Annotated in this window: 26 protein-coding genes, 1 tRNA gene and 1 pseudogene; 22 read left to right on the plus strand and 6 right to left on the minus strand. The window is 63.5% G+C overall.

Annotated features, from left to right (window positions below; genetic code table 11):
* Positions 1-114: 114 nt before the first annotated feature.
* Complete coding sequence (locus ACOYJQ_RS02360; protein ID WP_433456132.1) at positions 115-1356, plus strand: tyrosine-type recombinase/integrase; 1242 nt, start codon at positions 115-117, stop codon at positions 1354-1356.
* Between the two features lie 18 nt (positions 1357-1374).
* Positions 1375-1674 carry a DUF3223 domain-containing protein gene (locus tag ACOYJQ_RS02365; RefSeq protein WP_433456133.1) on the plus strand — a complete coding sequence of 100 codons (300 nt, stop codon included), beginning with the start codon at positions 1375-1377 and terminating at the stop codon, positions 1672-1674.
* Between the two features lie 305 nt (positions 1675-1979).
* Here ACOYJQ_RS02365 and ACOYJQ_RS02370 read toward each other — a convergent pair whose 3' ends face one another.
* Complete coding sequence (locus ACOYJQ_RS02370; protein WP_433456413.1) at positions 1980-2456, minus strand: hypothetical protein; 477 nt, start codon at positions 2454-2456, stop codon at positions 1980-1982.
* A gap of 66 nt (positions 2457-2522) precedes the next feature.
* Positions 2523-3254, minus strand: a complete 732-nt coding sequence (locus ACOYJQ_RS02375; RefSeq protein WP_433456135.1) for a hypothetical protein — start codon at positions 3252-3254, stop codon at positions 2523-2525.
* 82 nt (positions 3255-3336) lie between these two features.
* On the opposite strand from ACOYJQ_RS02375, the gene ACOYJQ_RS02380 reads away from it, so the two are divergent.
* Entirely contained in the window at positions 3337-3687 is a 351-nt protein-coding gene (locus tag ACOYJQ_RS02380) for a helix-turn-helix domain-containing protein (RefSeq protein ID WP_433456137.1), read from the plus strand.
* 243 nt (positions 3688-3930) lie between these two features.
* On the opposite strand, the gene ACOYJQ_RS02385 is transcribed toward ACOYJQ_RS02380, so the two are convergent.
* Both ACOYJQ_RS02385 and ACOYJQ_RS02390 read right to left on the minus strand, forming a co-directional pair.
* Positions 3931-5148, minus strand: coding sequence for an AAA family ATPase (locus tag ACOYJQ_RS02385; protein WP_433456139.1), 1218 nt, complete (start codon positions 5146-5148; stop codon positions 3931-3933).
* 266 nt (positions 5149-5414) lie between these two features.
* Positions 5415-5552: transfer RNA gene (locus ACOYJQ_RS02390), tRNA-Ser, on the minus strand.
* 108 nt (positions 5553-5660) lie between these two features.
* On the opposite strand from ACOYJQ_RS02390, the gene ACOYJQ_RS02395 reads away from it, so the two are divergent.
* From ACOYJQ_RS02395 to ACOYJQ_RS02405, 3 genes are read left to right on the plus strand one after another with little or no spacing between them, the layout of a single operon-like run.
* Complete coding sequence (locus ACOYJQ_RS02395) at positions 5661-6935, plus strand: integrase arm-type DNA-binding domain-containing protein (RefSeq protein ID WP_377590860.1); 1275 nt, start codon at positions 5661-5663, stop codon at positions 6933-6935.
* Positions 6935-7513: a DNA-binding protein gene (locus tag ACOYJQ_RS02400; RefSeq protein WP_433456141.1), complete on the plus strand. Its 579-nt coding sequence runs from the start codon at positions 6935-6937 to the stop codon at positions 7511-7513. The genes ACOYJQ_RS02395 and ACOYJQ_RS02400 overlap by 1 nt, the downstream gene beginning before the upstream one ends.
* Complete coding sequence (locus ACOYJQ_RS02405; protein ID WP_377590858.1) at positions 7503-8078, plus strand: PIN domain-containing protein; 576 nt, start codon at positions 7503-7505, stop codon at positions 8076-8078. Before ACOYJQ_RS02400 ends, ACOYJQ_RS02405 begins: the two co-directional genes overlap by 11 nt.
* Positions 8079-8300: 222 nt before the next feature.
* Here ACOYJQ_RS02405 and ACOYJQ_RS02410 read toward each other — a convergent pair whose 3' ends face one another.
* The gene (locus ACOYJQ_RS02410; protein ID WP_377590857.1) at positions 8301-8732 is read right to left on the minus strand and encodes a MerR family transcriptional regulator; all 432 of its coding nucleotides are present in this window, start codon (positions 8730-8732) and stop codon (positions 8301-8303) included.
* 83 nt (positions 8733-8815) lie between these two features.
* Between ACOYJQ_RS02410 and ACOYJQ_RS02415 the strand changes: the two genes are divergently transcribed.
* The 14 genes and pseudogenes from ACOYJQ_RS02415 to ACOYJQ_RS02480 all read left to right on the plus strand — a co-directional run bounded on the left by ACOYJQ_RS02415 (position 8816) and on the right by ACOYJQ_RS02480 (position 22416).
* Positions 8816-9127 carry a mercuric reductase gene (locus ACOYJQ_RS02415; RefSeq protein WP_377590856.1) on the plus strand — a complete coding sequence of 104 codons (312 nt, stop codon included), beginning with the start codon at positions 8816-8818 and terminating at the stop codon, positions 9125-9127.
* Entirely contained in the window at positions 9120-9404 is a 285-nt protein-coding gene (locus ACOYJQ_RS02420; protein ID WP_377590855.1) for a GDCCVxC domain-containing (seleno)protein, read from the plus strand. The genes ACOYJQ_RS02415 and ACOYJQ_RS02420 overlap by 8 nt, the downstream gene beginning before the upstream one ends.
* A 154-nt stretch (positions 9405-9558) precedes the next feature.
* Positions 9559-9753 (plus strand): hypothetical protein, encoded by a 195-nt coding sequence (locus ACOYJQ_RS02425; RefSeq protein WP_377590854.1) that lies wholly within the window; start codon positions 9559-9561, stop codon positions 9751-9753.
* A gap of 109 nt (positions 9754-9862) precedes the next feature.
* Positions 9863-12001 (plus strand): ParB/RepB/Spo0J family partition protein, encoded by a 2139-nt coding sequence (locus ACOYJQ_RS02430; protein WP_377590853.1) that lies wholly within the window; start codon positions 9863-9865, stop codon positions 11999-12001.
* 102 nt (positions 12002-12103) lie between these two features.
* Positions 12104-12580: a hypothetical protein gene (locus ACOYJQ_RS02435; RefSeq protein ID WP_377590852.1), complete on the plus strand. Its 477-nt coding sequence runs from the start codon at positions 12104-12106 to the stop codon at positions 12578-12580.
* A gap of 72 nt (positions 12581-12652) precedes the next feature.
* Positions 12653-12973, plus strand: coding sequence for a hypothetical protein (locus ACOYJQ_RS02440; protein ID WP_377590851.1), 321 nt, complete (start codon positions 12653-12655; stop codon positions 12971-12973).
* Positions 12974-13043: 70 nt separating this feature from the next.
* Entirely contained in the window at positions 13044-13313 is a 270-nt protein-coding gene (locus ACOYJQ_RS02445) for a DUF6117 family protein (protein WP_377590850.1), read from the plus strand.
* Positions 13310-13606 (plus strand): hypothetical protein, encoded by a 297-nt coding sequence (locus ACOYJQ_RS02450; RefSeq protein WP_377590849.1) that lies wholly within the window; start codon positions 13310-13312, stop codon positions 13604-13606. Before ACOYJQ_RS02445 ends, ACOYJQ_RS02450 begins: the two co-directional genes overlap by 4 nt.
* Before the next feature lie 418 nt (positions 13607-14024).
* Positions 14025-14189: a hypothetical protein gene (locus ACOYJQ_RS02455; protein WP_377590848.1), complete on the plus strand. Its 165-nt coding sequence runs from the start codon at positions 14025-14027 to the stop codon at positions 14187-14189.
* 360 nt (positions 14190-14549) lie between these two features.
* A complete protein-coding gene (locus ACOYJQ_RS02460) occupies positions 14550-14966 on the plus strand; it encodes a hypothetical protein (RefSeq protein ID WP_377590847.1) in 417 nt (138 codons plus the stop codon).
* A pseudogene (locus ACOYJQ_RS02465) lies at positions 14959-15603 on the plus strand (antitoxin of toxin-antitoxin stability system). Before ACOYJQ_RS02460 ends, ACOYJQ_RS02465 begins: the two are co-directional and overlap by 8 nt.
* Before the next feature lie 152 nt (positions 15604-15755).
* Entirely contained in the window at positions 15756-20102 is a 4347-nt protein-coding gene (locus ACOYJQ_RS02470) for a strawberry notch-like NTP hydrolase domain-containing protein (RefSeq protein WP_377590846.1), read from the plus strand.
* A complete protein-coding gene (locus ACOYJQ_RS02475; protein ID WP_377590845.1) occupies positions 20102-21139 on the plus strand; it encodes a DUF7146 domain-containing protein in 1038 nt (345 codons plus the stop codon). Before ACOYJQ_RS02470 ends, ACOYJQ_RS02475 begins: the two co-directional genes overlap by 1 nt.
* A 338-nt stretch (positions 21140-21477) precedes the next feature.
* Positions 21478-22416, plus strand: a complete 939-nt coding sequence (locus ACOYJQ_RS02480) for a DUF2493 domain-containing protein (RefSeq protein WP_377590844.1) — start codon at positions 21478-21480, stop codon at positions 22414-22416.
* Between the two features lie 121 nt (positions 22417-22537).
* On the opposite strand, the gene ACOYJQ_RS02485 is transcribed toward ACOYJQ_RS02480, so the two are convergent.
* Positions 22538-23275: an SDR family oxidoreductase gene (locus ACOYJQ_RS02485; protein ID WP_377590843.1), complete on the minus strand. Its 738-nt coding sequence runs from the start codon at positions 23273-23275 to the stop codon at positions 22538-22540.
* A 98-nt stretch (positions 23276-23373) separates the two neighbouring features.
* Here ACOYJQ_RS02485 and ACOYJQ_RS02490 point away from each other — a divergent pair, with 98 nt between their 5' ends.
* Positions 23374-24297 (plus strand): AraC family transcriptional regulator, encoded by a 924-nt coding sequence (locus ACOYJQ_RS02490; RefSeq protein WP_377590842.1) that lies wholly within the window; start codon positions 23374-23376, stop codon positions 24295-24297.
* A gap of 122 nt (positions 24298-24419) precedes the next feature.
* Positions 24420-24836 carry a hypothetical protein gene (locus ACOYJQ_RS02495; RefSeq protein ID WP_377590841.1) on the plus strand — a complete coding sequence of 139 codons (417 nt, stop codon included), beginning with the start codon at positions 24420-24422 and terminating at the stop codon, positions 24834-24836.
* Positions 24837-24995: the final 159 nt, after the last annotated feature.

Consider the following 24995-nt stretch of genomic DNA (forward strand, 5'->3'; position numbering starts at 1 on the left):
ATCCATCAATCAAAACATGCCCGATACGCGCCGATAACCTCATCGCGCTGCGGTTACTTGTGCCGGTTACGCGGGCGTGTTTTCCTGTGATTTTTACCTAATCGGATCAAGGACATGAATAAACCATTCAACGTCAGTATCACCTCGACAACCCGCCGTCGCAAGCTGTCCGACGGCACCGTCGCAGACTATCCCCAGTGGTATTGCGAATACCGCGACCCCGCCACCGGCAAGCGCCGCCGCACCTCCTTCAACCGGAAAAAGGACGCCGAGGCCCACCGCAACGACCTGCTCTTGAAGGTCGCCGAGGGCAGCTATGTCGATGAGCGCAGCGCCCCGACGATTTCGCAGGCCATCGACCATTGGCTCGCCACCAAGGACGGCAACGTGAAGCCCTCGACTCTCAAGGGCTACCGCGTCGTCACGAACGGCGCGATCCGGGGTCCGCTGCTCGTGGGCACCCGTCAGGAGCGGGCCGAATATACCGAGCGCAAGATCGCCCCCAAGGGCGCGCGGTTCCTGAAGATGCTCGGCGACATCAAGTTGATCGACCTCACCACGGCGCAAATCCGCGTCTGGCACCGGACGGTCACCGAGCAGTGCGGCACCTACACGGCGAACCGGGCGAAGTCACACCTCAAGTCCATCCTCGCGCGGGCCGAGGAAGATTTCGGTATCCGCGCCCCGTCCATGCCGACCGGGCTGGCGCGGGCACGCAGCCGGCCGAAGAAGGCCATCCTGACCCCCGAGCATATTGCCAAGTTCATCGCGGCGGCGAAGCTCGATCCCGAGCACGGTATCTATTACGCCTTCCCCTTCCTCGCTGGCACCCGCCCGTCCGAGCAACTTGGCCTGCTGTGGAGCGAGGTGGACTTCGAGCGCAACGTCATCCACATCCGCCGCATTCAGGAGCGCGACGGATCGCTGACCGAGATGACCAAGACCGAGGCGGGCACGCGCGACATTCCCATGAGCGCCGCCCTGCGCGAGATGCTGCTGCAATGGCGGGTGCGCTGCCCGCGCAACGGCAAGGAGCTGCATCGCGTGTTCCCCGGCCCCGATCGCTTGCAGGAATGGCCCAAGCCGCGCCTCGGCGGCGGCGGGCCGCTGCTCTACCAGAACTTCCGCAAGCGGTACTGGGAACCGGCCTTCAAGAACCTCGCTGTGCCGTATGTCACTCCGCATTCGGCGCGGCACTCCTTCATCTCGACCTTGCAGGCGCAGGGCATCGAGGTCGGGCTCGTCGCCCAGATCGCCGGCCACGCCAACCCGACGGTCACACTCGGCCATTACACGCAGGCCGTGCGCGACGGGGGCGCAGCCATCGAGGCGCTCGACCGCGCCTATGCGCTGTGATCGTGGGGAGGTGCAACCATGACCGCGATTCCCTTCACCATCGGGCGCTGGACGTTTCCGAGCAAGGCAGCGTTCATCGCCCGCTGCCGCGCCATCCTGCACGGTGGCGACATCGACACGGAAATCCGGGGCACGGACGCGGAACTGGTTGAAATGGTGTTCTGGCTGCGGGCGGACAAGCTGAAGGTGTGCGGCAGCCGGCAGGTCGTCGCCTACCACCGCAGGAAGCACCCGAGCTACCCGACGCCATGCTTCCACGCCGAACTGGATGACGGCACCATGTTGGATTTCAGTTTCAGGAAGGTACTCCGGCCGTGATGGCCTACCGGCCGGCGGGCGGGGCCACCCCTCACGCGCGGCATGGCCCGTCGCTGCGCCGAGGAGTACTACGGACGGCCGCTGTGGGTGCGGCAGCTATAGCAGGCGCGGGCCAGTAGCCGTCCGTGGGCCGCGCCCGTGGCCGGACGGTATATGGCCCTGATCGAGCAACAATAACCCCACCGCGCCGGGGGAAATTATTCGAGACTCCCCCGGTTTAAATCATTCAGGTTGGCACCGGGGACCCGTTTCTGCCCTTCGATGTATTTCGGGGATGATACGTGATACGCGCCGTACCTCGCCGCTCAGTCCACGCAGGTGCCGACGTTGCCCGACTTCACCAACTCCTGCCATTTCGGGCCGAGCGTCTCGCGCGCCGGGATCGCATACTGGAAGCCCGGTTCGCCATCGCGGAACATACTGATTGCGAATGCCTGATCGTGGGTGCCGGAGACAACCGGAATCCCCGGCTGATAGGTGGTGGTGCCCTGATAATAGCCGCGCTGCACGAAGCCCGTCGTCTGGTATGTTCCCGGTCCCTGCGTCACGGAGACGTTATTCGCGCCGGCCGCGCCCACGATGATGTATCGGTCGTAGCCGGCTCGCAAGGTTTCGATGGCGGCCTGTTTCTGTGCAACCCGTGCCGCGCCCGCGCCGCCGCATACCGGCGCGGCGCTGGTCTTGATGATGGCCGTGTTGGCTGATGTCCGCACCGCGCTGGACGACGTGCAGGCGGAAACGAGACCGGCGGCGGCGAGGCAGGCAACGAGCCGGATGCCCATGCTATTCACTTCATTATCTCCCTGACAAAGCACAACAAAACACGGAATCATCGGGGTAATTACCCGTCAATCATTGCCCGACGCAGCGTCGATCTGTTCCCCGCGCACGAATGAATGGTGCCACCGGCTGCACGCATCGGCTGCGGCGAGTGCAAGGCGCTCCGGGCTATCCGGGTGGACCAGCAGGAGGAACACGACATGGGCGGTGGTGAAGGCCCACACAGAAGCGTCGGGCGGGATGGCGCGAAGCTGGGCAATTCGTGCAGTGATGAACGGTGCGCGGTGCTGGCGGATGGGGAAGTGCTGGTAGATCAGCACCGCCTTGCCATCGGCATAGACGGCGGCGATCTCTTCCAGAAACACGTAGCGCAGGGCTGATTTCAGGCCCACGCGCGTGGACGGCACCTCAATGCCGTTGTCCGGGTCGAAGAACACGATATCGGCGGCGGCGAACCTCTCCCGGCACTCGGCCATGTAGCGGGCACGCTCATCGGGCGACTGCGGCAGCAGGTCGGAATGGAACAGCGCCCCCGGCAGCACACCGCTGGCTTCGATAACCCGCACGCTGCGCTGCTCCGGCTCCGCCGCGACGTGGGCCAGCGCGTCGAATAGCTGCGGGTCGAAATGCCGGTAGCGTTCGGGCTGCTCCAGATAGCCGAGCCTGCCGCCGTGATTACCGCCATCCGATTCCGTCAGCATCCAGCAGACGCCGAGCCGGTTCGCGCCGCCCGCCGATAGAGCCCGCAGCAGGGCGTATTTCCGATAGTCGTTGATGTCGCCGACGTATTGGTCCTTCAAGCCGATTCCCCACGCTATGGCCCGATTCGTGCGGCCATAACGTACATAGACCCGTGGGGTATGTCATGAACAATCCGTTCCTATGGAGCCTTTTGCAACGAATCTCAGGAAGCGCGCGGAGGAACTTGGCATCTCGAATGCCGAGGCGGCGCGGCGCGCAGGTCTGAGCGAGCGTCGGTACGGGAACTACGTCAGCGGGCGACGGGAGCCTGATCTTGCCACCTTGGTTCGGATCGCGACGGTCTTGGGAACCACGCCCAATGAGTTGCTTTCGGCACGGGCTGATGCCGTGGTTACGACACCCGAGCAGATGTTTCGAGAGCGCATTGATGCTGCAACGGCTGCGCTGCTGCCGGACGATTTGGAGCGCGTCGCAATTATAGTGGAAGCGTTGGCGACTGTTCGGGAACGAGCTGGTGGAGCGACTGCCTAACGCCAGACGTTCGTGTCGAAGTTCGAGCTGGGCGAGAGGCGACTCGACGTAGCGGAATTTCTGGTGATCAGCCGGGCGATTGGGGTTGATCCGTATGCGGTGATGCGAGAGGCTGAAACGGTTTAAGGTTGCCACGCACTGGCAATTCACTGAGAACCGTGTCAGCTGATCCCCCAACATACTGCCAAGTCCCACCTGCTTGAGGAGCCAGCAGATGTGTCAAGAAGCAATAAGTCACCCGAGTCATTCTGCAAACGAGAAATCCTTTATATTAGACCACTTCATAAAAAACCGTAGAAACGGATCTGTAATATAAAGATAGTCGGATGACCATTCTATCACAGGTTCGCCCTTAATTTTTTCCTTCGCAATGGATTCCATGTGTCCCAAAGCATTTGAAACTTCGTGTTTCTGCGGGATATCAACTTCCTGAAGTAGATCTTTAAGATTGTCACGAATTTCATCATAGTGGAGCTTGGATTTAGGGCCTGTTTTCCCTACAGCCATAAGTATTGCTTGATAAATATCTAAGCTTCCAGAGCCATCTTTGAGTCGGCGAGGGTTTCTCTTCGATCTTGATTGCGGTCCCTTCGCCAGCTTCTCGAAAGTCGGAAATCCAAATTGTTTTGCAACATCCTTATAAATATCCTCAAGTATTGCGTCTGTTGGGTCGAAATTCCTCGCGGGCTTTATCGTCTCTATAATCTCATAATGAGTACATACACGGCCACAAAATCTCTGCATCAATAAAGGACTTTGAAGTGCTTCCACGCCCATTTTCCTGCAAATTTGGTCGGGGACTGTCATACCTAATTTGGGAAATCCCTTTGCCGGAATCGACAAAAGATCATCTATAGACCACGGTGGAATAGTGATGTGAGCATAGCGGCCTTCCATCTCTGGCTCTGCGCTAATTGTATCAAATGCTCTGTGTGGGACAGCAATAAATACGACAGTTAAGCCATCAAATATTTCAGATTTTAGTGAGCGAACAACTTCCTGCTGAATGGCGGGGGAGAGATAGTGAAAATCATCCACCACCAGAGTGAGTTCCGACGAGCGCATCGCAGTCAGGATCTCTTTTTTTGTAGGCGCAGGATATTTCACTGTGCTCCCAGCGGTAATTTGAGATTTTATTCCTATAATCGCTTGCCACGAAAATGTCGCGCTACCTGTAATATTCTCTGACTCCTCGGTAGGTATTCTAAGGCTCCTAACTATCGACGTCCAGAAATCATCTGGATTTTCAACTTGCCCTCCATCAACCCATATGCAATCAGCAGCGGGTATGACTTTTCTACACAGAACTGTCTTTCCTGATTTTGTTGGGCCAGTAATTGCAACAATTTTATATCCTTCCGCCAATTCCGTGCGGAATTTCTTTTCTAAGGATAAATGATTCCTGTCAACATAGGTCACGTTGGGCATTCCACCCGCGACAAAGACAGCTTTAAGTTTCACGTTTGTAAGCCTTTTAACCGAGCACTCGTTCGCCACTAGCTATCATAGGTGATTTGTACTCAGAGGCCGAGTCTTTCCGATCACAACGTTCAGTTGCGCTACCTGCGCGATCCCGTGCCACCACGACCCCAAACCGCCCGATCCCCGCGCCCTTGTAACCCGCGTGTAACCGCGTCCTCCGAAGCCCCATCCGCCGACCACGACTTCAACCACGCCCAAAACGACGAAAGCCGCGGTTTCCCGCGGCTTTCGTCGTTAAAACAATCTGGAGCGGGCGAAGGGATTCGAACCCTCGACCCCAACCTTGGCAAGATTGAGACGACTATACTCTACGCTATCCAAAATCTATATATCTTACTGCGATAGCTATCGAAATCAGTTTCAAGATTGCCGCTCATATCCGCTAAATACCCTTCCATTTCTCTTTTTCTGCTGACAATTTGCTGACAGAGGCCATGCCATTATGCTATTGTCAGCAAGATCGTCAATCGCAGTCTCAGAGAGGAAGCGTTATGGCCAAACTCACCAAGCGGGCGCTCGAAGCCATGACCCCGCCCGAGAAGGGCAAGCAGGCATTCTTGTGGGACAGCGAACTTCGGGGTTTTGGAGTCCGCATGCTTCCCTCCGGCCTTCAAACATTCGTGCTGAATTATCGAAACGCGGCCAACAAGGAGCGGCGGATCAATCTCGGCCGCTTCGGAGTGATGACCGTCGAACAGGCCCGCGAGAAAGCCAAGGTCAAGCTCGGAGCCATCGCGGACGGAGAAGATCCTGCTGATACCGATGACGACCCGCACCACCAGCAGACGGTTTCCGCTTTGTGTAACTGGTATCTTGCGGAAGCGGAGGCCGGCCGCATCCTCGGCCGCCGCAATCGGCCGATCAAGAAGTCGACGCTCGCCATGGACAAGAGCCGCATCGAGACGCACATCAAGCCGCTTCTGGGCAACCGTCTCGCGCACACCTTGAAGGTGGCCGACATCGAGGGGATGCAGTCCGACATCGTGGCCGGCAAGACGGCAAAGCCGCGGGGCAAGGGCCGAGGCGGCGTCACGACCGGCGGTTCTGGTGTTGCATCTCGCGCCGTCGGAACGCTCCAGAGCATCCTTGGACATGCCGCCCGCCTCGACAAGCTCGAAAACCATCCCAGCCGTGGCGCGCGTAAGCTGACGGGCAACAAGAAACAGCGGCGGTTGAGCGTGGCCGAGATCAAGAAGCTCGGTGCGGCGATGCGGAACGCGGAACGCGATGGCGAAAACCCGGTGGCGCTCGCCATCGTCCGGTTCCTGGTCCTCACCGGCTTCCGCATTTCCGAGGGCCAGGGTCTGCAACGGCATTGGCTCCACCCAGATGCAGGCTATGTAGCCTTCCCCGACACCAAGGGAGATGCCCAGGTCCGCGCGATCGGCCCCTCTGCCGCGACGCTTGCTACCAGTCAACCGGTTCGAGGCAAGAGCCCTTATATCTTTCCCTCCGATATCACCGAGGGGCACTTCACAGCGGCCAAAGCCTGCCTTTCCCGGCTATGCGCCAGCGTCGGCATCAAAGGCGTTACGCCACATACGTTGCGTCACACCTTCGGCAGCGTCGCCGGCGATCTCGGCTTCTCCGAACTGACGATCAGGGCTCTCCTTGGTCATGCCGCCCAAAGCGTGACCCAAGGCTATGTCCATATCGACCAGGCCCTGAAGCTCGCCGTCGCCCGCACCTGCGAGGAGATCGCCTCCCTGCTTGATGAAAAGGACAAAGCGGTGCTTCCCGAGCAAGAAGAGAGGCAGGCGGCGTGATGACACAGCGCAAGGAAGCGGGTGCTGCCCGCGGCGGTTTCCGTCGGCAGCGCATTCGCAAGTCTCACGGACTTTCAGTTATTGCAGATGAAAGCGCGTACCCCTATATTGGCGGGCAAGGAGAACATGCCATGGCCAGCCAAGTCGTCCAGTTCGCCGGCCTCTCGGACCGGGATCGCAAAGCGGTGCCGCACCTGCCGAAACTCGGCGAGGGCGATCATCTTGAGCTGCATGTTCGGCGCCGGGACGGCGAGGAGCAGACGATCTCGCTGCCGCCGGCTGCGGCCGATGTCGTCGAAGCCTTGCTGTCTCGGCTTCTCAGTGGCGAACGGGTAGCGGTCATCGCGGAGCATGAGGAGTTGAGCCCCACCGAAGCCTCGATCATCCTTGGCATCTCTCGCCCCCTTGTCGTCCACCGCATGGAGATCGGCGATCTGCCGTTCCGCTATGTCGGAAAGCACCGGCGCGCGTCGCTGAAGGACGTGCTGGCGCTGAAGGCGCAGCTCGACGTCCAGCGCAAGGCCATGGAAGCCCTGGCCGCCGACGCCGAGGATCTCCACCGCGAATATGGCATTTAGTCCTGTTGTCGCGGTCTGCGACGCCTGCATCCTTTACCCGTTCCATCTGAGGAACATCATCGTCCAGGCAGGAGTCGACCGCCTGTTCCAGGCGCGTTGGACTGAAGAGATCCACGACGAATGGATGCGCAATCTCGTAGCCAACACGCCGAGCCTTTCGCTCACTCGCCTGGAAGCCGCGAAGCAACTCATGACAATCGCGCTGCCGGCGGCGACGGTTGTTGGATATGAGAAGCATATTGCGGCCGTCAGCTTGCCCGACCCCGATGACCGTCACGTCGCCGCCGCCGCGATCGAGGCCGGTGCATCGACAATCATAACCTGGAACCTGCGTGATTTCCCGGTCCCCAAGCTGAAGAAGCACAATCTGGTACGTCAGACACCGGATGCCTTCCTCGCCGGTCTCTATGAACAAGTTCCAGAGCGGCTGACCGGCTCGCTGGCGAATGCGCGGCGCAATCTCAGCCGGACGCGCGTGTCGGCTGCCGACTTCATCAGCATCCTTCGCGACCAGAGGCTCACCAAGCTGGCGGCGCAGATCGAGAAGCATGTCGACGATCTGTAGGGTGGCTTTCTCCATTTCCTGAAACCCTCAGCCACGGCTTTGCGCCTATACAATTCAGCGCATGATGCTTCGATGGGGTTGCACGCCGAGACCGGAGGGCAGAGCCGCAAGAGCGTTTTCAACGGGACCGCTTTGATCCGTTTCGAGGCTTAATTCCAGACTGTTGTTTCTACGCTTTTGCGTATTTACGGCGGGGGAAAGCCTTGTATGGGGAGTTCCCTGTCAAGGTCCAAGGAGCGACCGTCGGAGCGTGATTGGCCTGGAGAGCGTCGCGATAAGCGGACAGCAGGCGTCATCGCCAGCGTCGCACGCACGCACTGTTTCGGCCAGAACGCGTTCCATGCGCCTTAGATCGGCTATTCGCGTCCGGACGTCCTTCAGATGTACTTCAGCAAGATCGCGAGCTACAGCGCACGACGCTTGTCCGCTGGCGGCCAGGCCAAGCAGTGTCCGCACCTCGTCGAGCGTGAAGCCGAGCTCCCGTGCGCGTAGCACGAACGCCAGCCTGCCAACGTCCTCAGGTCCATAGCTGCGATAGCGTCCACGCCGCAGCGGTTCTGGCATCAAGCCGATGCGTTCGTAGTAGCGGATCGTCTCGATGTTGCAGCCGGTTCGCCGCGAAAGTTCACCGATGGGGATGGTGTGTTCGGCCATATCCAGCTCCCTGAAATTAGGGCTTGAATCTGTAGCGACTACAGACGGTAAGGTCACTCCATCCTGATTTCAAGGAGTGTCCTATGTCCGATGCGATCGAGAAAATGGCGGCGGCTCGACAGCCCCCAAGCGGGTCGGGGGCCGAGCGGGTCAACTTCGGGGCCTTGGCTGCCGCCTTTGGCGTCGCATCGTGCTGCGCGCTCCCACTGCTCCTGACGACGATCGGCGAGAGCACAGCTTGGCTCGGTGGCGTGGCGCTGTTGTGGCGTGAGCAGCGGGCCGCATCGATCTGCGGGCCGAACGACACCTGCACGCCGCCCGCTGTTCGCGTGCTGACTTTAGTTGGGCTTTTGATTGGAGCCGGTCTGCTCTGGGCAGGATACGTCTATGCCTGACACAACTCTCGTTCTGGAATCCACGATCATATGTCCGAACTGCGGTCATCGCGCGACCGAGACCATGCCGACAGAAGCTTGTCAGTACTTCTATGACTGCAAGGCGTGCGGCGCACTTTTGAAGCCGAAGTCCGGGGACTGTTGCGTGTTCTGTTCCTATGGCAGTGTGCCGTGCCCGCCGATTCAGGCTGGAGGCGGCGCGCCGACCTGCTGCGCTGGTGATGCTGCGGCCGTCGAGATCAGGCCGGGCGTCCAGCGCCAGACTGGTCGCTCGTGACTAGTGCAGCGGCAAGAGATGCCCTTCTCGCCCGCGACCGTAGCCGACCCGGACCTGTCGAGGCGTGGAGCACAGGCTTGCCACAGGCGGCCGATACGCGACCCGTCAAGGTCCAGCGCATCGTCTCCGCAGCGATGACCGGGAGGGCGCAGTCATGAGCGATGCGCCCAAGTCAAAACTCCTGCTGATCCTCGCCTGCTCGGCGACCATCCTCGACGATCTGCTACTGGTGTCAGAAGCCGACCTCGACCGGCTGCGGAGCCGGATCGAACGGCAGGAAGCGGCGATCGAGGTGCTGCGCCGGAAATACGGCGTCAACGAGGAGCGCCCGCAGCACTCCGACTGGTAACGCCGAGCCTGTCGGTCGCGCTTTAGAGGGAGAGAGAGGCTGGGGATTTCATGACGGGTTGGTAAGTCGAGAGAGAGGTTCTCGGCTGCTCGTCATGGAGTAACCCATCATGGCAAGAGCTGCCAAGAAGAAGTCCGCCCCTGCGATCATCGTCTTCTCGCGGGCGCGCGACATTCCGTTCAACCGCATCCGGCTGTCGGAAGCCAACGTTCGCGAGACGAACGTCGAGGCCGGTCTGGACGAACTCACCCAGGACATCAATCGTCGCGAGGACCTCGTGCAGGGCCTCAATGTCCGCGCCATCCTCGACGGTGATGGTAACGAGACCGGCGATTTTGAGACCCCGGCCGGCGGTCGCCGCTACAGGTCGATCGCGCGGCTGGTCGAGGCCGGGCGATTCCCGGCCGATGGCCTTGTCCCCTGCATCGTCAAGAAGGCTAATGCAAAGACCACCGCCATCAATGACTCGCTGGCCGAGAACACGTTCCGGCTCGCGCTCCATCCGCTCGACCAGTTCAAGGCGTTCAAGCGCATGGTCGATGGCGGCATGACCACCGAAGAAGTCGCCAGCGCCTACTTCACCACCCAGCGCTATGTCGATCAGCGCCTCGCACTCGCCAAGGCCTCCCCCAAGCTGCACGAGGTCTATGCCCAGGATGGCATGACACTGGCGACGCTGGAGGCGTTCACCGCGCACCCTGATCACGCCCGCCAGGAACAGGTCTGGGATGCCATCAGGCAGTCCTATTATCGCGAGCCCTGGCGCATCCGGCAGATGCTGACGGAAACCAGCGTTCCTGCTTCTGACAAGCGGGCGCTCTTCGTCGGCCTCGATGCCTATATGGCGGCGGGCGGCCCGGTGCTGCCGCGTTACCTCTTCGACGATGAGGAAGACGGCTGGCTCGACGACGTGCCGCTCCTCGACCGTCTGGTCGCCGAGAAACTGAAGGCCACCGCCGATGAAGTGGCCACCGAGGGATGGAAGTGGGTCGCGGTCGACCTCGAGCTTCCCTACAACCATGACTACGGACTGCGTGCCATCACCGGCACTTTCGCTGATCTGACCGAGGAAGAGCGGATCGCCCGCCAGGCACTCCGCGACGAATATGACCGGATTGAAGCCGAACATGGAGGCGACGAGCTGCCGGAGGAGATCGACCACCGTCTCGGCGAAATCGAAAAGCAGCTCGAAGCCTTCGAGCGCCGCCCGGCCATCTACGATCCCGCCGAGATCGCCACCGCCGGCGTTTTCGTCAGCTTCGACGAGGACGGCGCGCTTGTGGTCGATCGCGGCTGGGTGCGGCCGGAGGACGAGCCGGCTGCGTCCGTCGAAGGCGGAACGCCGGAGGTAGGCGCGGACGGTGATGCGGATGGTGCGGCCGCACCGGATGCACAACGTACCGTCATCACCATCGGCGGTCAGCCGGCCGAGCCCGAAGAGGATGAGGACACGATCAAGCCTCTCCCTGAAAGGCTCGTGTCCGAGCTGACCGCGCACCGCACCGTTGCGCTGAGCGACGCCGTGGCTGCCAATCCGCACATCGCCATGACCGCGCTGCTGCACCGGCTGGTCCGTGACACCTTCAATCGGTCCACCAGCGGTTCGGCTGTGCAGGTTTTAGTGCGTGAGGTGCATTTCCGCGAACAAGGCATCGACCTCAAGGACAGCCCCTACGCGAAGTCGGTGGGTCAACGACATGTGGACTGGAAGGCCGACCTGCCGGCCGACGACGATGCGCTGTGGGACTGGCTCGACGCGCTCGACGAGACCAGCCGTCTGGCGCTGCTGGCCCATTGCGTCTCGTTCGGAATCAATGCGCTCTATGAGCGGCCGAATCCTTACAGCGCCACCGGCGTTTCTGAACAGGGCCTGCGGACACGCATGGTAGAAGCCGACCGCCTTGCCCGTGCCACCGGCCTCGACATGGCCGACGCAGGTTTCCGGCCGACTGTCGTTAACTATCTCGGCCGCGTCACCAAGCCCCGCATCCTCGAAGCGGTCCATGAAGCGCTTGGCGAGGACAAGGTGCGCCTGATCGACCACCTGAAGAAAGACGCCATGGCGCGGGAGGCCGAACGCCTCCTGGCCCACACCGGCTGGTTGCCGGAGCCGCTGCGCCTTCACATCGAGGAGTCGGCTGCCGACACATCGGCCGGGGCGGACGAAGAGAGCATGGCATTGCCTGATTTCCTCGCCAGCGACGGCGAGGACGCAGACGATTCGGCGGCTCTCGTCGCCGCCGAATGACGCACGCTGGTGAGGCGGCTTCGGTTGCCCCGCCTTTTTCACCCTTCCACCACAAGGCCCGGCATCCCGCCGGGCCGTTTTTCGTTTCAGGAGAGCAGTTTCATGTCCGCTTCCCTCATCTTCGACATCGCACCACTCGGCTCGCTTGTGTCCTACAGCGACAATCAGCCGAAACCGCCCACGCGCTTCACCAAGAAGCTCGCCGCATGGAAATCACGCAATGGCGTCGGCCGGCTCGTGCGCAAGGAACCCGCCCGCGAACGCCCCACCTACACGAGCCCGCCGTATTTCACGCTGCATGAAGGCGACTTCGGAGAAGGCGGCATCATCCTCGTCACGATCATGCGGACCTACAGCATCGACAGCGATCTGACGTTCCGTGTGATCGAGCGTCCCAGGATCGGCCAGGTCCGTGTCGTGCAGGATATTGGCGAGAACGTCGAGCTGCTTCACCTCGCCGAAAATCGCGACGCCGCCGAACTCTGGCTGGCGAAGGGCAGATACAGCCGTGCCTGCCTGGAAGAGGTTACGGCCGACGAGGTTGGCGCAGATGTCGTCGAAGGCCGCACTGCCGCCTGACCTTAGCTCATTCCGCTTCACCTGGCTCGCCGTCGAAGGACGGCGGGCCGTTTTCATTTCAGGAGCCAGGGTATGACCATGCCGTCCAATACCAAACCCGCACGCGACCAACACAGCCTGCGGCCTGTTCATGTTGCTATCTATGAGCACCCCCATGGCACTGATGTCCGTGTTTTTCTCGACCAAGACCAAGCAATGGACTGGCGCACAGGCATTGCCAAGGAATGGTGGAGCAATGCCTACGATGACGATCCCCCACCGGACGATGAAATCGGCGAGAAATATTTCGAGCGCATGCTCGAGCGCGGCGACGAATTTTTCTCGACGGTGATGTGCGACGTCGAAATCTGCCCTCCCGATGCCGACGCTCCAATACCGTCCGGCGATCTCTAGCTTGCCTTCTTCCTTTTACCTCGTCTTCGCCCGGTCTCGCACCGGGCTTCTTTTCTTTCAGGAGAACATCATGGCTATTCCCGATCCCGTCCGCACCAACTTCCACACGCTGCTGCGCGCCGCCGACGATGGCAATCTCGCCCTCATGGAATGCCTCGACGCCGCCACGCGCGAGACCCGCTATGTCCTGTGCGCCGTCGGACGCGCAGACGACGGCGATATCGTCATGACGCCGTTCGGCCACCTCGCCGACGGCAATCCCTACGACGCCTATCTGCCGCCGGACCCAAATGATCCGGCGGGCTTCATCGAGAACTCGGATAGCAGGAGCACGGCATGATCACCGTCGATGAAATCTTTGCCGATGATCGCCGCAATTCTCCTCCGGAGCGGTCTCTTCCCTGGCAGGAAACACGCGAAGGCATCACCGTGATCGTCGAACCGAAGCCCCATTGGGCCGAGGACATGCGCGCCTTTCGGCTCGATGCCTGCGAATATTGCCGCTATGCCGATTGGACCACGCAGGGCGCCCGGACCCGCTTTTATGGCCATATCGACACCTCCGGCGACGGGGTGATGATGAAAGCAAGGTCCATGATCGCACGCGAGATCGCTGATGGGCTCTGGGACTGAAGGCCCGACAGCACCCTGCGAAAGCCGTCATGGTCACAACAACGGCCCCGACGGCTCAGATTCCAGCTTCACCCCGTCACCTTCCACCGACATCGCGGGGCATGGGGGTCCATCCCCGGCCTGAAGGAATACGACCCTGATGGCCGCATGGCGATGAGGCTGGCGCGGCGAAAGCATCTGCGTCGGCTATCCGGCACATGTCAGATGCGAAACACCACCCCCGCTTCCATTCGCAAACCTTGGTCCAATCCGTCTTCTTATCAATCAACCCGCAAGGGGTCGGCTTACGCGAGCGTGCCGCCCTCGCGGATTCGGGCTTGCCCGAACGCGCGAGGGTGATTGCAAATCCGGTCAGACACTTCGGGCGCCTGTCGCGCGGGGGATGGTCCCCCGCCTCCAAAGACAGGAGCCGGAACCCATGTCCTATGCAGATGCCACCGCCTACGCCGCCAGCCTCGTTACCACGCTGATGGTTACGATCGTCGTGTTCCAGGCCGGGGACGGCACCCATGGCGCGATGCCCGCCGCCGAGTTCGACGGCGACGAGGAAATGGTGAAGCTGGAACTCGATCCTTTCGGCTGAGGCGCAAAAGCGCCTCACCCCAACAGCCCGGATCGCGCAGGACGCGGCCGGGCCTTCCGGCCTGCGATGGCCGCCCATCGCCGGAAATCGCGCCGGGGACCAAGCCCCAACAATGGAGAGTGAGAGTACGGGCCGGATTTCCGTGACGGGTTGGTTGCCGGAGAGAGAGGCTCCCGGCGCCCGTCATGGAGTGATCCCGATGACCCATTCTCGCCATGACAGCTTCCGGCCGGTCAATCCCTTCGGGCGCGAGGTCGCGGCCGAGTTGCTCGCGCTGCCGCAGGCCGCCTGATCTCCCGTCCCATCTCCCGTCTATCCGGCCCGGCCTCGCGCCGGGCTTTCTCGTTTCAGGAGCCAGACATGGCCGACTATTTCACCCATTTCTCCTGCCTGCTCGATGTGGGCACCCCCGAAAACGCCGCCCGCGCGCTCGATCTCTACAACGCGTTGTCTGACGAGAACGCCGCCGAGGACCCGCCTTCGGACGGCTTCCTGCTGTCGATCCAGCCCGAACATGGGGGCACGCAGCTCTGGATGCGCGATGACGTCACCGGCGATCCCGAACATGTCATCCAGTTCGTCAAACGCTGCGCCGCCGCGTTCGGTCTGACCGGACTATGGGGTTTCCAATACGCCAACACCTGTTCACGGCCCCGCCTGGACGGCTTCGGCGGCGGCGCGCATGTCCTCGATCTCGCCACCGGCGAGACGGTCGCATGGACCTATACCGACGGCTGGCTCGCCCAGGTTCTCGATGGATGTGATCCCGATGCCTGAGATCATCGAAACCACCGTCTATCGGATCAACGAGCTTTCGAACGCCGCGAAGGAAAAGGCTCGTGCCTGGTATCGCGAAGGTGGCTTCGACTACGACTGGTATGATGCAGTCTATGAGGATTTCCAGTGCATCGCGGAAATCCTCGGACTGCGCCTCAAGACCCGTGCCGTCCGCCTCATGGGCGGCGGCACCCGCCAGGAACCCCGCATCTGGTTTCGAGGGTTCTGGAGCCAGGGCGACGGCGCCTGTTTCGAGACCTTCTATTCCTACCGGAAGGAAGCCACGCGCCGGATCAGGGAATATGCGCCACAGGATACGACCCTGCACGGCATCGCCGATGCCCTTCAGGCCACCCAGCGCCGCAATTTCTAACAGCTTCGCGCCGAGGCCAGCCATCGCGGGCACTATTATCATGAATACTGCATGGCGATCTCGGTCGAGCGCGATAGCCCGACCTGGCAGGACATGACGGAAGATGCCGAGGAAGTCGTGACGGAAGCGCTGCGCGATCTCGCCCGCTGGCTCTACCGGCAGCTTGAGCGGGAATACGACTACCTCTCCTCGGACGAGGTGGTGGACGAGACCATCGCGGCCAACGAGTACACCTTCACCGAGGCCGGTCGCCGCTTCGGCTGATCCAGACCAGTGCCCCTGCGGGGGCGCTTTTGTCATGCCAGTCACGCCCGCCTCTTGAGAGGCAGAGGGAGGCCGGGACGGGTTTGAGCTGGTGCGGTCGAGAGAGAGCGCCGCGCGGCTCGATCCTGTCCCGCTCTCCCGAGGTCTTCCCCATGAACATGATTTCCGCATCCGCGACGGCGCAGTCCGCCGCGTCGCTTCCGCTCACCTCCGACATCGATACCGCTGCGTCCATCTTCGCGGCGGCGGGGTTGCTGCTGCCGCATCTCGAACGCGGTCAGCGTATCGACGCCGCCACGCTGCGCGGCGCGATGGAAGCGGCCTTCGGCGCTTCCGATTCCGCCGGCGTCTGGGACTGGAAAACCGCCTATGACGCCTGCGAGGCGGCGACCGTCCTGTTCCTGCGCAAATACGGAAAGACGATTTTCCGTAAAGCCGGGTCTGCGGCCGATTGCCTGCCGCTGCTGGCGAAGATCGCCGGGCTTCTGCCGACGCATACGCGCCGGTCGAAGGAAGCCCAGACCTTTCAGCAGTTCTCGACGCCGATCCCCCTCGGCCTGATCGCCGCCACCGCCGCCGCCATCAAGCCCGCCGACCGGGTGCTTGAACCCTCGGCCGGGACCGGGCTGCTCGCCATCCTGGCCGAGATCGCCGGCAGCGCGCTGATTCTGAACGAACTGGCCGAAACGCGGGCCGCTCTTCTTTCCTCCCTCTTTCCGGCCCTTTCCGTCACTCGCTTCGACGCGGCGCAGATCGACGATCATCTCGATCCGTACCTGATCCCATCCGTGGTACTGATGAACCCACCGTTCTCGGCGCTGGCCAATGTCGAGGGCCGCGTGGCCGATGCCGCCTTCCGCCATGTCGCCTCGGCGCTGGCGCGTCTCGCGCCCGGCGGGCGGCTGGTGACGATCACCGGTGCCAGCTTCGCCCCCGACAATGCCACTTGGCGGGCCGCCTTCACCCGATTACAGGAGCGCGGCCGCGTCATCTTTTCCGCCGCCATCGACGGTTCGGTCTATGCCAAGCATGGCACGACCATCCCGACGCGGCTGACCGTCATCGACAAGCTGCCCGCCGAAGATCCGGCGGTCTTTCCAGCCGCTCCCGGCGTCGCGCCGGACGCCGCCACGCTGATGTCCTGGCTTGCCGGGCTTCCGGCTCGTCTGCCGGTCGAGATGCCCGCCGCTGCGGCTGTCGTCCCGGCTGCGCCCGCGCCCCGCACCGCGCGCGGCTATGTCAACCGCTCCGCGAAATCCGCACGACCCGCGCCGCTGGCCGAGCCGGAAGCCGTACCGCTCGACTACGAGGCCGTCGACTGGCAACCGGCCGAAAGCGGCAATATCTCCGACGCCATCTACGAGGAATACGGGCTTCAGGTCATCCGTATCCCCGGCGCACAGGCGCATCCGACCCAGCTCGTTCAGTCGGCGGCGATGGCGAGCGTCGCGCCGCCGAAGCCCAGCTACCGGCCGCATCTGCCGAAAACCATCCTCAGCCTGCTGTCCGACGCACAACTTGAGACCGTCATCTATGCCGGGCAGGCCCATTCGGATCATCTCGCCGGGGCCTGGACGGTGGACGACACCTGCGATGTTGTCAGCGCCGCGCCGGAGGACGCCAAGGCCGCGGTCCGCTTCCGGCAGGGCTTCTTCATCGGCGACGGCACCGGCGTCGGCAAGGGCCGGGAATCCGCCGCCATCATTCTGGACAACTGGATGCAGGGCCGCCGCAAGGCGGTGTGGATCTCGAAGTCGGACAAGCTGCTGGAAGACGCGCAGCGGGATTGGTCCGCCCTCGGCATGGAGCGGTTGCTGGTCACGCCGCTGTCGCGTTTCCCGCAGGGCAAGCCGGTCACGCTGCCGGAAGGCATCCTATTCACCACCTATGCCACGCTACGCTCCGACGACCGTGGGGAAAGGGTTTCCAGGGTCAAGCAGATCGTCGAATGGTTGGGTTCCGACTTCGATGGGGTGATCATTTTCGACGAGGCGCATTCGATGCAGAACGCCGCTGGCGGCAAGGGGGAACGCGGCGATGTCGCCGCTTCGCAGCAGGGCCGTGCCGGGCTCCGCCTCCAGCACGCCCTGCCGGATGCCCGCATCGTCTATGTCTCGGCGACCGGCGCCACCACGGTCCACAACCTCGCGTATGCCCAGCGGCTCGGCCTCTGGGGCGGCGAAGATTTCCCCTTCGCCACGCGGGCCGAGTTCGTCGAGGCCATCGAGGGCGGCGGCGTCGCCGCGATGGAAGTCCTGGCCCGAGATCTTCGGGCGCTTGGCCTCTATACCGCGCGATCGCTGTCCTTCGCCGGCGTCGAATACGAGCTGGTCGAGCATGAGCTGACCCCCGAGCAGACCCGGATCTACGACGCCTACGCCGGGGCCTTCGCCATCATCCACAACAACCTGGATGCGGCGATGGAGGCCGCGAACATCACCGGCAGCACGGGCACTCTCAACCGGCAGGCCAAATCCGCCGCCCGCAGCGCCTTTGAATCGGCCAAGCAGCGGTTCTTTGGCCATCTTCTGACCAGCATGAAGACCCCGACGCTGATCCGGTCGATCACCGCCGATCTGGAAGCGGGCCATTCCTCCGTCATCCAGATCGTCTCGACCGGCGAGGCGCTGATGGAACGGCGGCTGGCGGAGCTACCCACCGAGGAATGGAACGACGTCCGGGTGGACATCACGCCGCGCGAGTATGTCCTGGACTACCTCGCTCACAGCTTCCCGGTGCAGCTCTACGAACCGTTCACCGACAGCGAGGGCAATATGTCGTCGCGGCCCGTCACCCGAGACGGCCAGCCGGTCGAAAGTCGCGAAGCGGTCGCCCGGCGCGACGAGTTGATCGCCCATCTCGCCAGCCTGCCGCCGGTCCCCGGCGCGCTCGATCAGGTGATCCAGCATTTCGGGACGGATACCGTGGCGGAGGTGACGGGCCGGTCGCGCCGCATCATCCGCAAGCCCGGCAATGGCGTTACCCTGGATCGGCTTGTCGTCGAAAACCGTGCCGGATCGGCCAACCTGGCCGAGACGCAGGCGTTCATGGACGATAGCAAGCGCGCACTGGTGTTCTCGGACGCCGGCGGCACCGGGCGCAGCTATCACGCCGAACTGTCGGCACGAAACACCCGGCTGCGCGTCCATTACCTACTCGAAGCCGGGTGGAAAGCGGACACGGCCATCCAGGGCCTTGGCCGCACTCACCGCACCAATCAGGCGCAACCGCCGCTGTTCCGGCCGATCTCGACCAATGTGAAGGCCGAGAAGCGGTTTCTCTCGACCATCGCCCGCCGTCTCGACACGCTGGGCGCTATCACGCGTGGCCAGCGCCAGACCGGCGGCCAGGGCCTGTTCCGGCCCGAGGACAATCTGGAGAGCCACTACGCCCGCGATGCCCTGCGCCAGCTTTACCTGCTGCTGGTGCGCGGCAAGGTCGAGGGTTGCAGCCTCGACCGTTTCGAGGCGGCGACTGGGTTGAAGCTGATGGACTCGAACGGGATCAAGGACGATCTCCCCGGCATCACGACCTTTCTGAACCGAATGCTGGCGCTCACCATCGAGCTTCAGGGCATCCTGTTCACCGCCTTCGAGCAGCTCCTGACCGCGAAGATCGAGGGCGCCATCGCATCCGGCACCTATGACGTCGGGCTGGAGACGCTGACGGCCGAGAGCTTCGTCGTCACCGACCGGCAGACGATCTACGCTCATCCGCGCACCGGCGCCGAAACCCGGCTGCTGACCATCACCGAGCGCAAGCGCAACCATCCGGTCGCGCTGGCCGAGGCGTTCTCTTATCTGGACGATCCGCGGGCCGTGCTGCTGGTCAACGGGCGGTCGGGCCGCGCCGCCGTGCAGATACCCACCACCAGCGTCATGCTGGATGATGGCGAGATCGAGCGCCGCGTCCGGCTGATCCGGCCGATGGAGGCGCAGAATATCCCGGTCAAGGCCATGCCCGAGACCCATTGGGTCGAGGCCGACCGGGATGCCTTCGCTTCGGCCTGGACTGCCGAGGTGGCGGAAGTGCCGGAGTTCTCCGACGCCACCCTGCATATGGTCACGGGCCTCCTGCTGCCGATCTGGAAGCGGCTGCCAAACGACAGCACCCGTGTCAATCGGCTCCAGACCGATGCGGGCGAGCGGATCATCGGCCGCCGGGTGTCGCCCGCCTGGGTCGCCCATGCGACCGTGACCGGCACCACCTCGCTTACGCCGGAGGATGCTTTCACGGCGCTGATGGACGGGCGGACCATCCTCGATCTCGCCGAGGGCCTCCAGCTTCGCCGGGTCCGGGTCATGGGCGCGCTGCGCATCGAATTGTCCGGCTTCACCGACACGATGCGCGAGCGGCTGATCGCCTATGGCCTCTTCCACGAGATCATTTCGTGGAAGCTCAGGATGTTCGTGCCCACCGATGCCAGTGGCCCGGCCGTTCTCGCCCGGATATTCGACCGCTGGCCGGTCGAGCGCATCGGCGAGCGGGAGGCCGCGTAATGGCGCCTCGCTTCGCCACGGATCTGGCACACCGTCTCGGCCGGGAGGCCGAGGCGGTGTGCCGCGAATATCTCTCCTCCGGCAAGCGCGCCGGGAACTACTGGCTGGTCGGGGATGTGCGGAACACCCCCGGCCGCTCCCTCTATGTCCGCCTGAAGGACAGCGCCAAAGGCCCGGCAGGCAAATGGACCGACAGCGCCACGGCCGAATATGGCGATCTGCTCGATGTGATCCGCGAGGCGCTTGGCCTTGTCGACTTCAAGGACGTGGCCGAGGAAGCGCGCCGTTTCCTTTCGATCCCGTATCCCGAATCAGAAAAGACCATGACGCCGATGGGGAGGATGCCGGGCACGGCACCCGGTTCGCCAGAAGCGTCTCGGCGTCTCTTCGCCATGTCGCAGCCGATCCCCGGCACGCTTGCGGCGCTCTACCTGCGCGGGCGGTCGATCATGTCGCTCGAAGGCACCGCCGCGCTGCGCTACCATCCCCGGTGCTATTATCGGCCCGACGATTCTTCGCCCACCGAGATCAGGCCGGCGATGGTCGCCGCCGTCACCGACCTTGCCGGACGACAGACCGGCGCGCACCGCACCTGGCTCGCCCCGGACGGTTCCGGCAAGGCGCCTGTCGAGACACCGCGGCGGGCGATGGGCGACCTTCTCGGGTGCGCTGTCCGCTTCGGGGTTGCGGGTGAGGTGCTCGCCGCCGGAGAGGGAATCGAAACCGTGCTGTCGCCCCGTCAGGTTCTGCCCCACATGCCGATGCTGGCGGCGCTTTCGGCCGCTCACCTCGCTGCCATCCTGTTCCCGGCGACGCTGCGCAGGCTCTATGTCCTTCGGGATCGCGACCCGGCCGGGGACGGCGCCAGAGACAGCCTGATCGCCAGAGCGACGAGCCTCGGGATCGAGCCGGTTTCGGTGTCGCCGGTGCGTGAGGACTTCAACGAGGATCTGCGCTGGCGTGGCGCCGACGCCCTGCGGGCGGCCTTGAAAGACCAGCTTCACCCTGAAGACGTCAGCCGATTCATGGAGGGGTGAGGCGATCAGCAGGGGCATGACGTGGTCCTGGCGTCTGCTCCTGCCGTCTCCGGTCATCCTTCGGGGGAGACGATCCTTCCTGTCGGAGAGGCCGGCGCCCACGGCCTTCTGAGAGGGCGATCGGCCCACAAACGGGCCGGCCGGGCAATGGCGCGGCGCTTTCGGCTATTTTCCGCCGGCGGGGACGAGCCCCGCCTTTGCATCGCGAAGCAAAATAGCCGGCTTGGCCATCAAGGCCCTCGCGGAGGCGCGAGGGCTGCCAGGCAGTCCCGCCTGTGGGCTTCGACGCCTGCGAAGGCCGCGATGGGCGCGGTCTCGTGGACAGAAGGATGCTCCCGATGATGAACGAAGACGATACCGCAGGTTTCGAGCCGGCCCACAGCTCATCCCCCACCGATCATGTCCTCACCGAACTCCAGCTCTACGGCTACCGCCCGTTTCAGGATGAACCCGATCCACGGCCGCTGCCGGAGGGCAATGACGTCGCCGCCGCTGTCGCAGACATCTTCGACGCCCTCGTCTCGACGCTCGGCGACACCCGCCTCGAACCTGACCTCGACGATCTGCTCTGGGGGGCTGTCAACCTCTTCCACCGCGCCGCCGACCGGGTGGAACGCGACCTGGACGACAACGAGCAGGCGCAGCGCCGCCTCCAGCGCGAACAGGACGGCAGCGAGGTTAAGAGCGTCGAACTCGAACGCCTCACGGCGGAGGGGCAGACCCTGATCGAGCGGCGCAACAGCATGGAACTCTTCCGCGACCTCGCAGCGGACGCTTTCGAGCACCACACCCACAAGCCCTGGCGGCCACGCAGCGGCTCGATGGTCAACCATCGCAACCTGACCTCGGCGATGATCGACAGCCGCGACTTCCTTGCCGCGAAACGCCGGGCGGAGACCGAGGTGCTGCTGCCCGCTGGCCCCAGGGTCGCCGTCACGGGCGGTACGGACTTCAACGACCATCGCCTGGTCTGGGCGAAGCTCGATCTGGTCCATGCCAAGCACCCCGACATGGTGCTGCTGCATGGCGGCTCGCCAAAAGGGGCGGAGCTGATCGCCTCCCGCTGGGCCGATCACCGCGGTGTGCGCCAAGTCGCCTTCAAGCCCGACTGGACGAAACACGCCAAGGCCGCGCCCTTCAAGCGCAACGACGCCATGCTCGACACCCTCCCCATCGGCGTCATGGTCTTCCCCGGCACCGGGATTCAGGAGAACCTCTCGGACAAGGCCCGCAAGCTCGGCATCCCGGTCATGAAGTTCGACAAGGGCGGCGCGTAGAGCGCCTCCCTTCCGCATCACATCTCAAAACATATGATGCGTTATGTGCGGACAGCGCAGCAGACCGGATCTTTCCCGCGCGCCGATCATGGTGACTGGCCGATGATCGGCGCCGGTTCGGTCAAATGGCCTTCGCCAGAGCCACCGCATCGGCCCCCGCCGGGTAGCGCAGCCTGTCCGATCCATCGGTCGCAGCCCGCCAGACCGCCTCTGCCACATCGCTTTCCTTCGTCGTCTGCGGCGGATGGGCGAAGCCGGCAAAGATCGGCTGGGCGAACGCCGCATAAGCCTCGGGGATCAGGTCCGCGACAGGAATGTCGGTGTTCGCGGCGAAGCGCGTCGTTGGGGCATAGCCAGGCTCCACCAGCTTCACGCGCACATCGAAAGCGCCCAACTCATGCGCCAGCGAGCCGGTGAAGCCCTCGATCGCCTGCTTGCTGGCGGTATAGGCCGCGGCCAGCGGCATCGGCGCCAGCGTCACGCTGGATGTGACGTTGACGATCACGCCCGACCGGCGCGCCCGCATCTGCGGGATCACCGTCTGCACCATCGCCATGGTGCCGAAAGTGTTGGTCTCGAACACCTTGCGCACATGCGCCATCGGCGTCGCCTCAAAGGCCCCGACCACGCCGATCCCGGCATTGTTCACCAGCACGTCGATGGGGCCGGCGGCCTCAACCGCTGCGGCGATGCTGACCTGATCGGTCACGTCCAGCGGCAAGATGCGCACGCCGTCGGGCAAGAGCCCCTCGCGCGGGGTGCGCATGGTGGCGATGACGGCCCAGCCCTGAGCGTGGAAATGGCGGGCGATCTCCAGCCCGTAGCCCGACGAGGTCCCGGTGATGAGGACGGTATTCATGGCGGTCTCCTGTGTTTCGTGTTGACGAGACCTGTGTAGCCGCCATAGATAGGACTATCATCAATCTTAAGTCCGATATTAATTTGCGTTAGTCCGATATGGCCGATCCGCTCACCGAGGTGATCCAGCTCCTTCGCCCCCGCGCCGTGTTCTCGAAAGGGATCAGCGGCGCCGGCCGCTGGGCCGTGCGCTATGCCGAATTCGGCCAGCCCGGCTTTTGCGCCGTGACCGAGGGGCGATGCCGTCTCGCCGTCGAGGGCGAGGCGCCGGTCGTGCTCGAGGCCGGCGACTTCATCCTTCTGCCCGCCACGCCGGCCTTCACCATGTCCGGTTTCGACCCCGCGCCGCTCCAACGCATCGACCCGAACACCGCCCCGCCGCCCGACCGGGAAGTCCGCTACGGCCGACCGGACGGGCCACCCGATGTCCGGCAGTTCGGCGGCTGGTTCGCCTTCGGCTCACCCGACGCCGGGCTGCTCGTGTCGCTCCTGCCGCGCATGATCCACATCCGCGGCATCCCGCGCCTCACGCAACTCGTCCGCCTCGTCGGCGAGGAGGCGGCGCGCGATGACGTCGGCCGCGATCTCATCCTCGAACGCCTTGTCGAAATCCTGCTGATCGAGGCGCTGCGGACAACGCCGGCGGCGGCGGCGCAGCCGGGCCTTCTGCGCGGCCTGGACGATCCGCGCATCGCTGGGGCCCTGCGCGCGATGCACGGCGCTGTCGAGCGGCCGTGGACGATCCCGGATCTCGCCCGCGCGGCGGGCATGTCCCGTTCCGCCTTCTTTGACCGCTTCGTTCGCACGGTCGGGGTCAGGCCCATGGAGTATCTGCTGGCCTGGCGCATGGCCGTGGCGAAGAATCTGCTGCGCGGCGGCAAGATGGCGCTCGACGAGGTGGCCAGACGGATCGGCTACGGCTCTGCCAGCACGTTCAGCACCGCCTTCAGCCGCCATGTCGGCCTGCCGCCCGGCCGCTTCATGAGGCTCGAAGTGACATGCGACGGGCCAGCGGTTGCTTGACGATATCCCCCTTTCCGTACCATCTTGTCCAAGAAGAACCGGCGAAGCAGCACAGTCGCAGGCGGAGCGTATTCCGAGGCAGCCTGTCGTGATCCAGAAATCACCGACCTGTGGAGGCTCCCGTGACGCTTATCCTTCTCGCCATCTCGTTGACGATCGCGCTTTGCGTGATTGCATATAACTTCGCCATCTACGCCCTGCCGTTCATGGTCGGGCTGACGGCGTTCCAGCATGTCTATGCCGCCGACGCCGGATTCCTGATGTCCGGTCTTGCCGCCATCGGCGCGGCGCTTCTCTCGGTCGCGCTGGTCATCGCGGTTCTCGGCTTCGCCCGGAATCCGGTCCTGCGGCTTGTCGCGCTGGCCGTCTTCGCCATTCCCGCCGCCATCGCCGGATATGCGCTCGTCCATGGCGTCACCAAAAATGCCACGGACTCGGCGATCCTGCTCAACCTGCTCGGAGGCATGGGCGGTTTCATCATCGGCGTCGCCGCGATGGTGAACCTCAACGCGCTCGGAACCGCCGTCTTGTCACGCTGACGCTGCGGCACAGGTCCGCTCCCATGAGGCAATCCGGCGGCTTGCGCCGCCGGGCCTCCGGCATCCCGCACAAGGGGAAGCGGTCGTGTCCGCTGTAAACTCACCATCATCGTTTTCGGTCTGCTGCGCCCTGGGGGGCAGTCAGTCATCAAGCGAATA

Origin of the sequence: Pseudochelatococcus sp. (genome assembly GCF_050946405.1) — a bacterium.
GTDB lineage: Bacteria > Pseudomonadota > Alphaproteobacteria > Rhizobiales > Beijerinckiaceae > Pseudochelatococcus.

What these genes read in the sequence shown, in the direction of transcription:
- ACOYJQ_RS02360 (WP_433456132.1), top strand. Translation starts at nt 115, where the DNA reads ATGAATAAACCATTCAACGTCAGTATCACCTCGACAACCCGCCGTCGC.
- ACOYJQ_RS02365 (WP_433456133.1), top strand. Translation starts at nt 1,375, where the DNA reads ATGACCGCGATTCCCTTCACCATCGGGCGCTGGACGTTTCCGAGCAAG.
- ACOYJQ_RS02370 (WP_433456413.1), bottom strand. Translation starts at nt 2,456, where the DNA reads ATGGGCATCCGGCTCGTTGCCTGCCTCGCCGCCGCCGGTCTCGTTTCC.
- ACOYJQ_RS02380 (WP_433456137.1), top strand. Translation starts at nt 3,337, where the DNA reads ATGGAGCCTTTTGCAACGAATCTCAGGAAGCGCGCGGAGGAACTTGGC.
- ACOYJQ_RS02395 (WP_377590860.1), top strand. Translation starts at nt 5,661, where the DNA reads ATGGCCAAACTCACCAAGCGGGCGCTCGAAGCCATGACCCCGCCCGAG.
- ACOYJQ_RS02400 (WP_433456141.1), top strand. Translation starts at nt 6,935, where the DNA reads ATGACACAGCGCAAGGAAGCGGGTGCTGCCCGCGGCGGTTTCCGTCGG.
- ACOYJQ_RS02405 (WP_377590858.1), top strand. Translation starts at nt 7,503, where the DNA reads ATGGCATTTAGTCCTGTTGTCGCGGTCTGCGACGCCTGCATCCTTTAC.
- ACOYJQ_RS02410 (WP_377590857.1), bottom strand. Translation starts at nt 8,732, where the DNA reads ATGGCCGAACACACCATCCCCATCGGTGAACTTTCGCGGCGAACCGGC.
- ACOYJQ_RS02415 (WP_377590856.1), top strand. Translation starts at nt 8,816, where the DNA reads ATGTCCGATGCGATCGAGAAAATGGCGGCGGCTCGACAGCCCCCAAGC.
- ACOYJQ_RS02420 (WP_377590855.1), top strand. Translation starts at nt 9,120, where the DNA reads ATGCCTGACACAACTCTCGTTCTGGAATCCACGATCATATGTCCGAAC.
- ACOYJQ_RS02425 (WP_377590854.1), top strand. Translation starts at nt 9,559, where the DNA reads ATGAGCGATGCGCCCAAGTCAAAACTCCTGCTGATCCTCGCCTGCTCG.
- ACOYJQ_RS02430 (WP_377590853.1), top strand. Translation starts at nt 9,863, where the DNA reads ATGGCAAGAGCTGCCAAGAAGAAGTCCGCCCCTGCGATCATCGTCTTC.
- ACOYJQ_RS02435 (WP_377590852.1), top strand. Translation starts at nt 12,104, where the DNA reads ATGTCCGCTTCCCTCATCTTCGACATCGCACCACTCGGCTCGCTTGTG.
- ACOYJQ_RS02440 (WP_377590851.1), top strand. Translation starts at nt 12,653, where the DNA reads ATGACCATGCCGTCCAATACCAAACCCGCACGCGACCAACACAGCCTG.
- ACOYJQ_RS02445 (WP_377590850.1), top strand. Translation starts at nt 13,044, where the DNA reads ATGGCTATTCCCGATCCCGTCCGCACCAACTTCCACACGCTGCTGCGC.
- ACOYJQ_RS02450 (WP_377590849.1), top strand. Translation starts at nt 13,310, where the DNA reads ATGATCACCGTCGATGAAATCTTTGCCGATGATCGCCGCAATTCTCCT.
- ACOYJQ_RS02455 (WP_377590848.1), top strand. Translation starts at nt 14,025, where the DNA reads ATGTCCTATGCAGATGCCACCGCCTACGCCGCCAGCCTCGTTACCACG.
- ACOYJQ_RS02460 (WP_377590847.1), top strand. Translation starts at nt 14,550, where the DNA reads ATGGCCGACTATTTCACCCATTTCTCCTGCCTGCTCGATGTGGGCACC.
- ACOYJQ_RS02470 (WP_377590846.1), top strand. Translation starts at nt 15,756, where the DNA reads ATGAACATGATTTCCGCATCCGCGACGGCGCAGTCCGCCGCGTCGCTT.
- ACOYJQ_RS02475 (WP_377590845.1), top strand. Translation starts at nt 20,102, where the DNA reads ATGGCGCCTCGCTTCGCCACGGATCTGGCACACCGTCTCGGCCGGGAG.
- ACOYJQ_RS02480 (WP_377590844.1), top strand. Translation starts at nt 21,478, where the DNA reads ATGATGAACGAAGACGATACCGCAGGTTTCGAGCCGGCCCACAGCTCA.
- ACOYJQ_RS02485 (WP_377590843.1), bottom strand. Translation starts at nt 23,275, where the DNA reads ATGAATACCGTCCTCATCACCGGGACCTCGTCGGGCTACGGGCTGGAG.
- ACOYJQ_RS02490 (WP_377590842.1), top strand. Translation starts at nt 23,374, where the DNA reads ATGGCCGATCCGCTCACCGAGGTGATCCAGCTCCTTCGCCCCCGCGCC.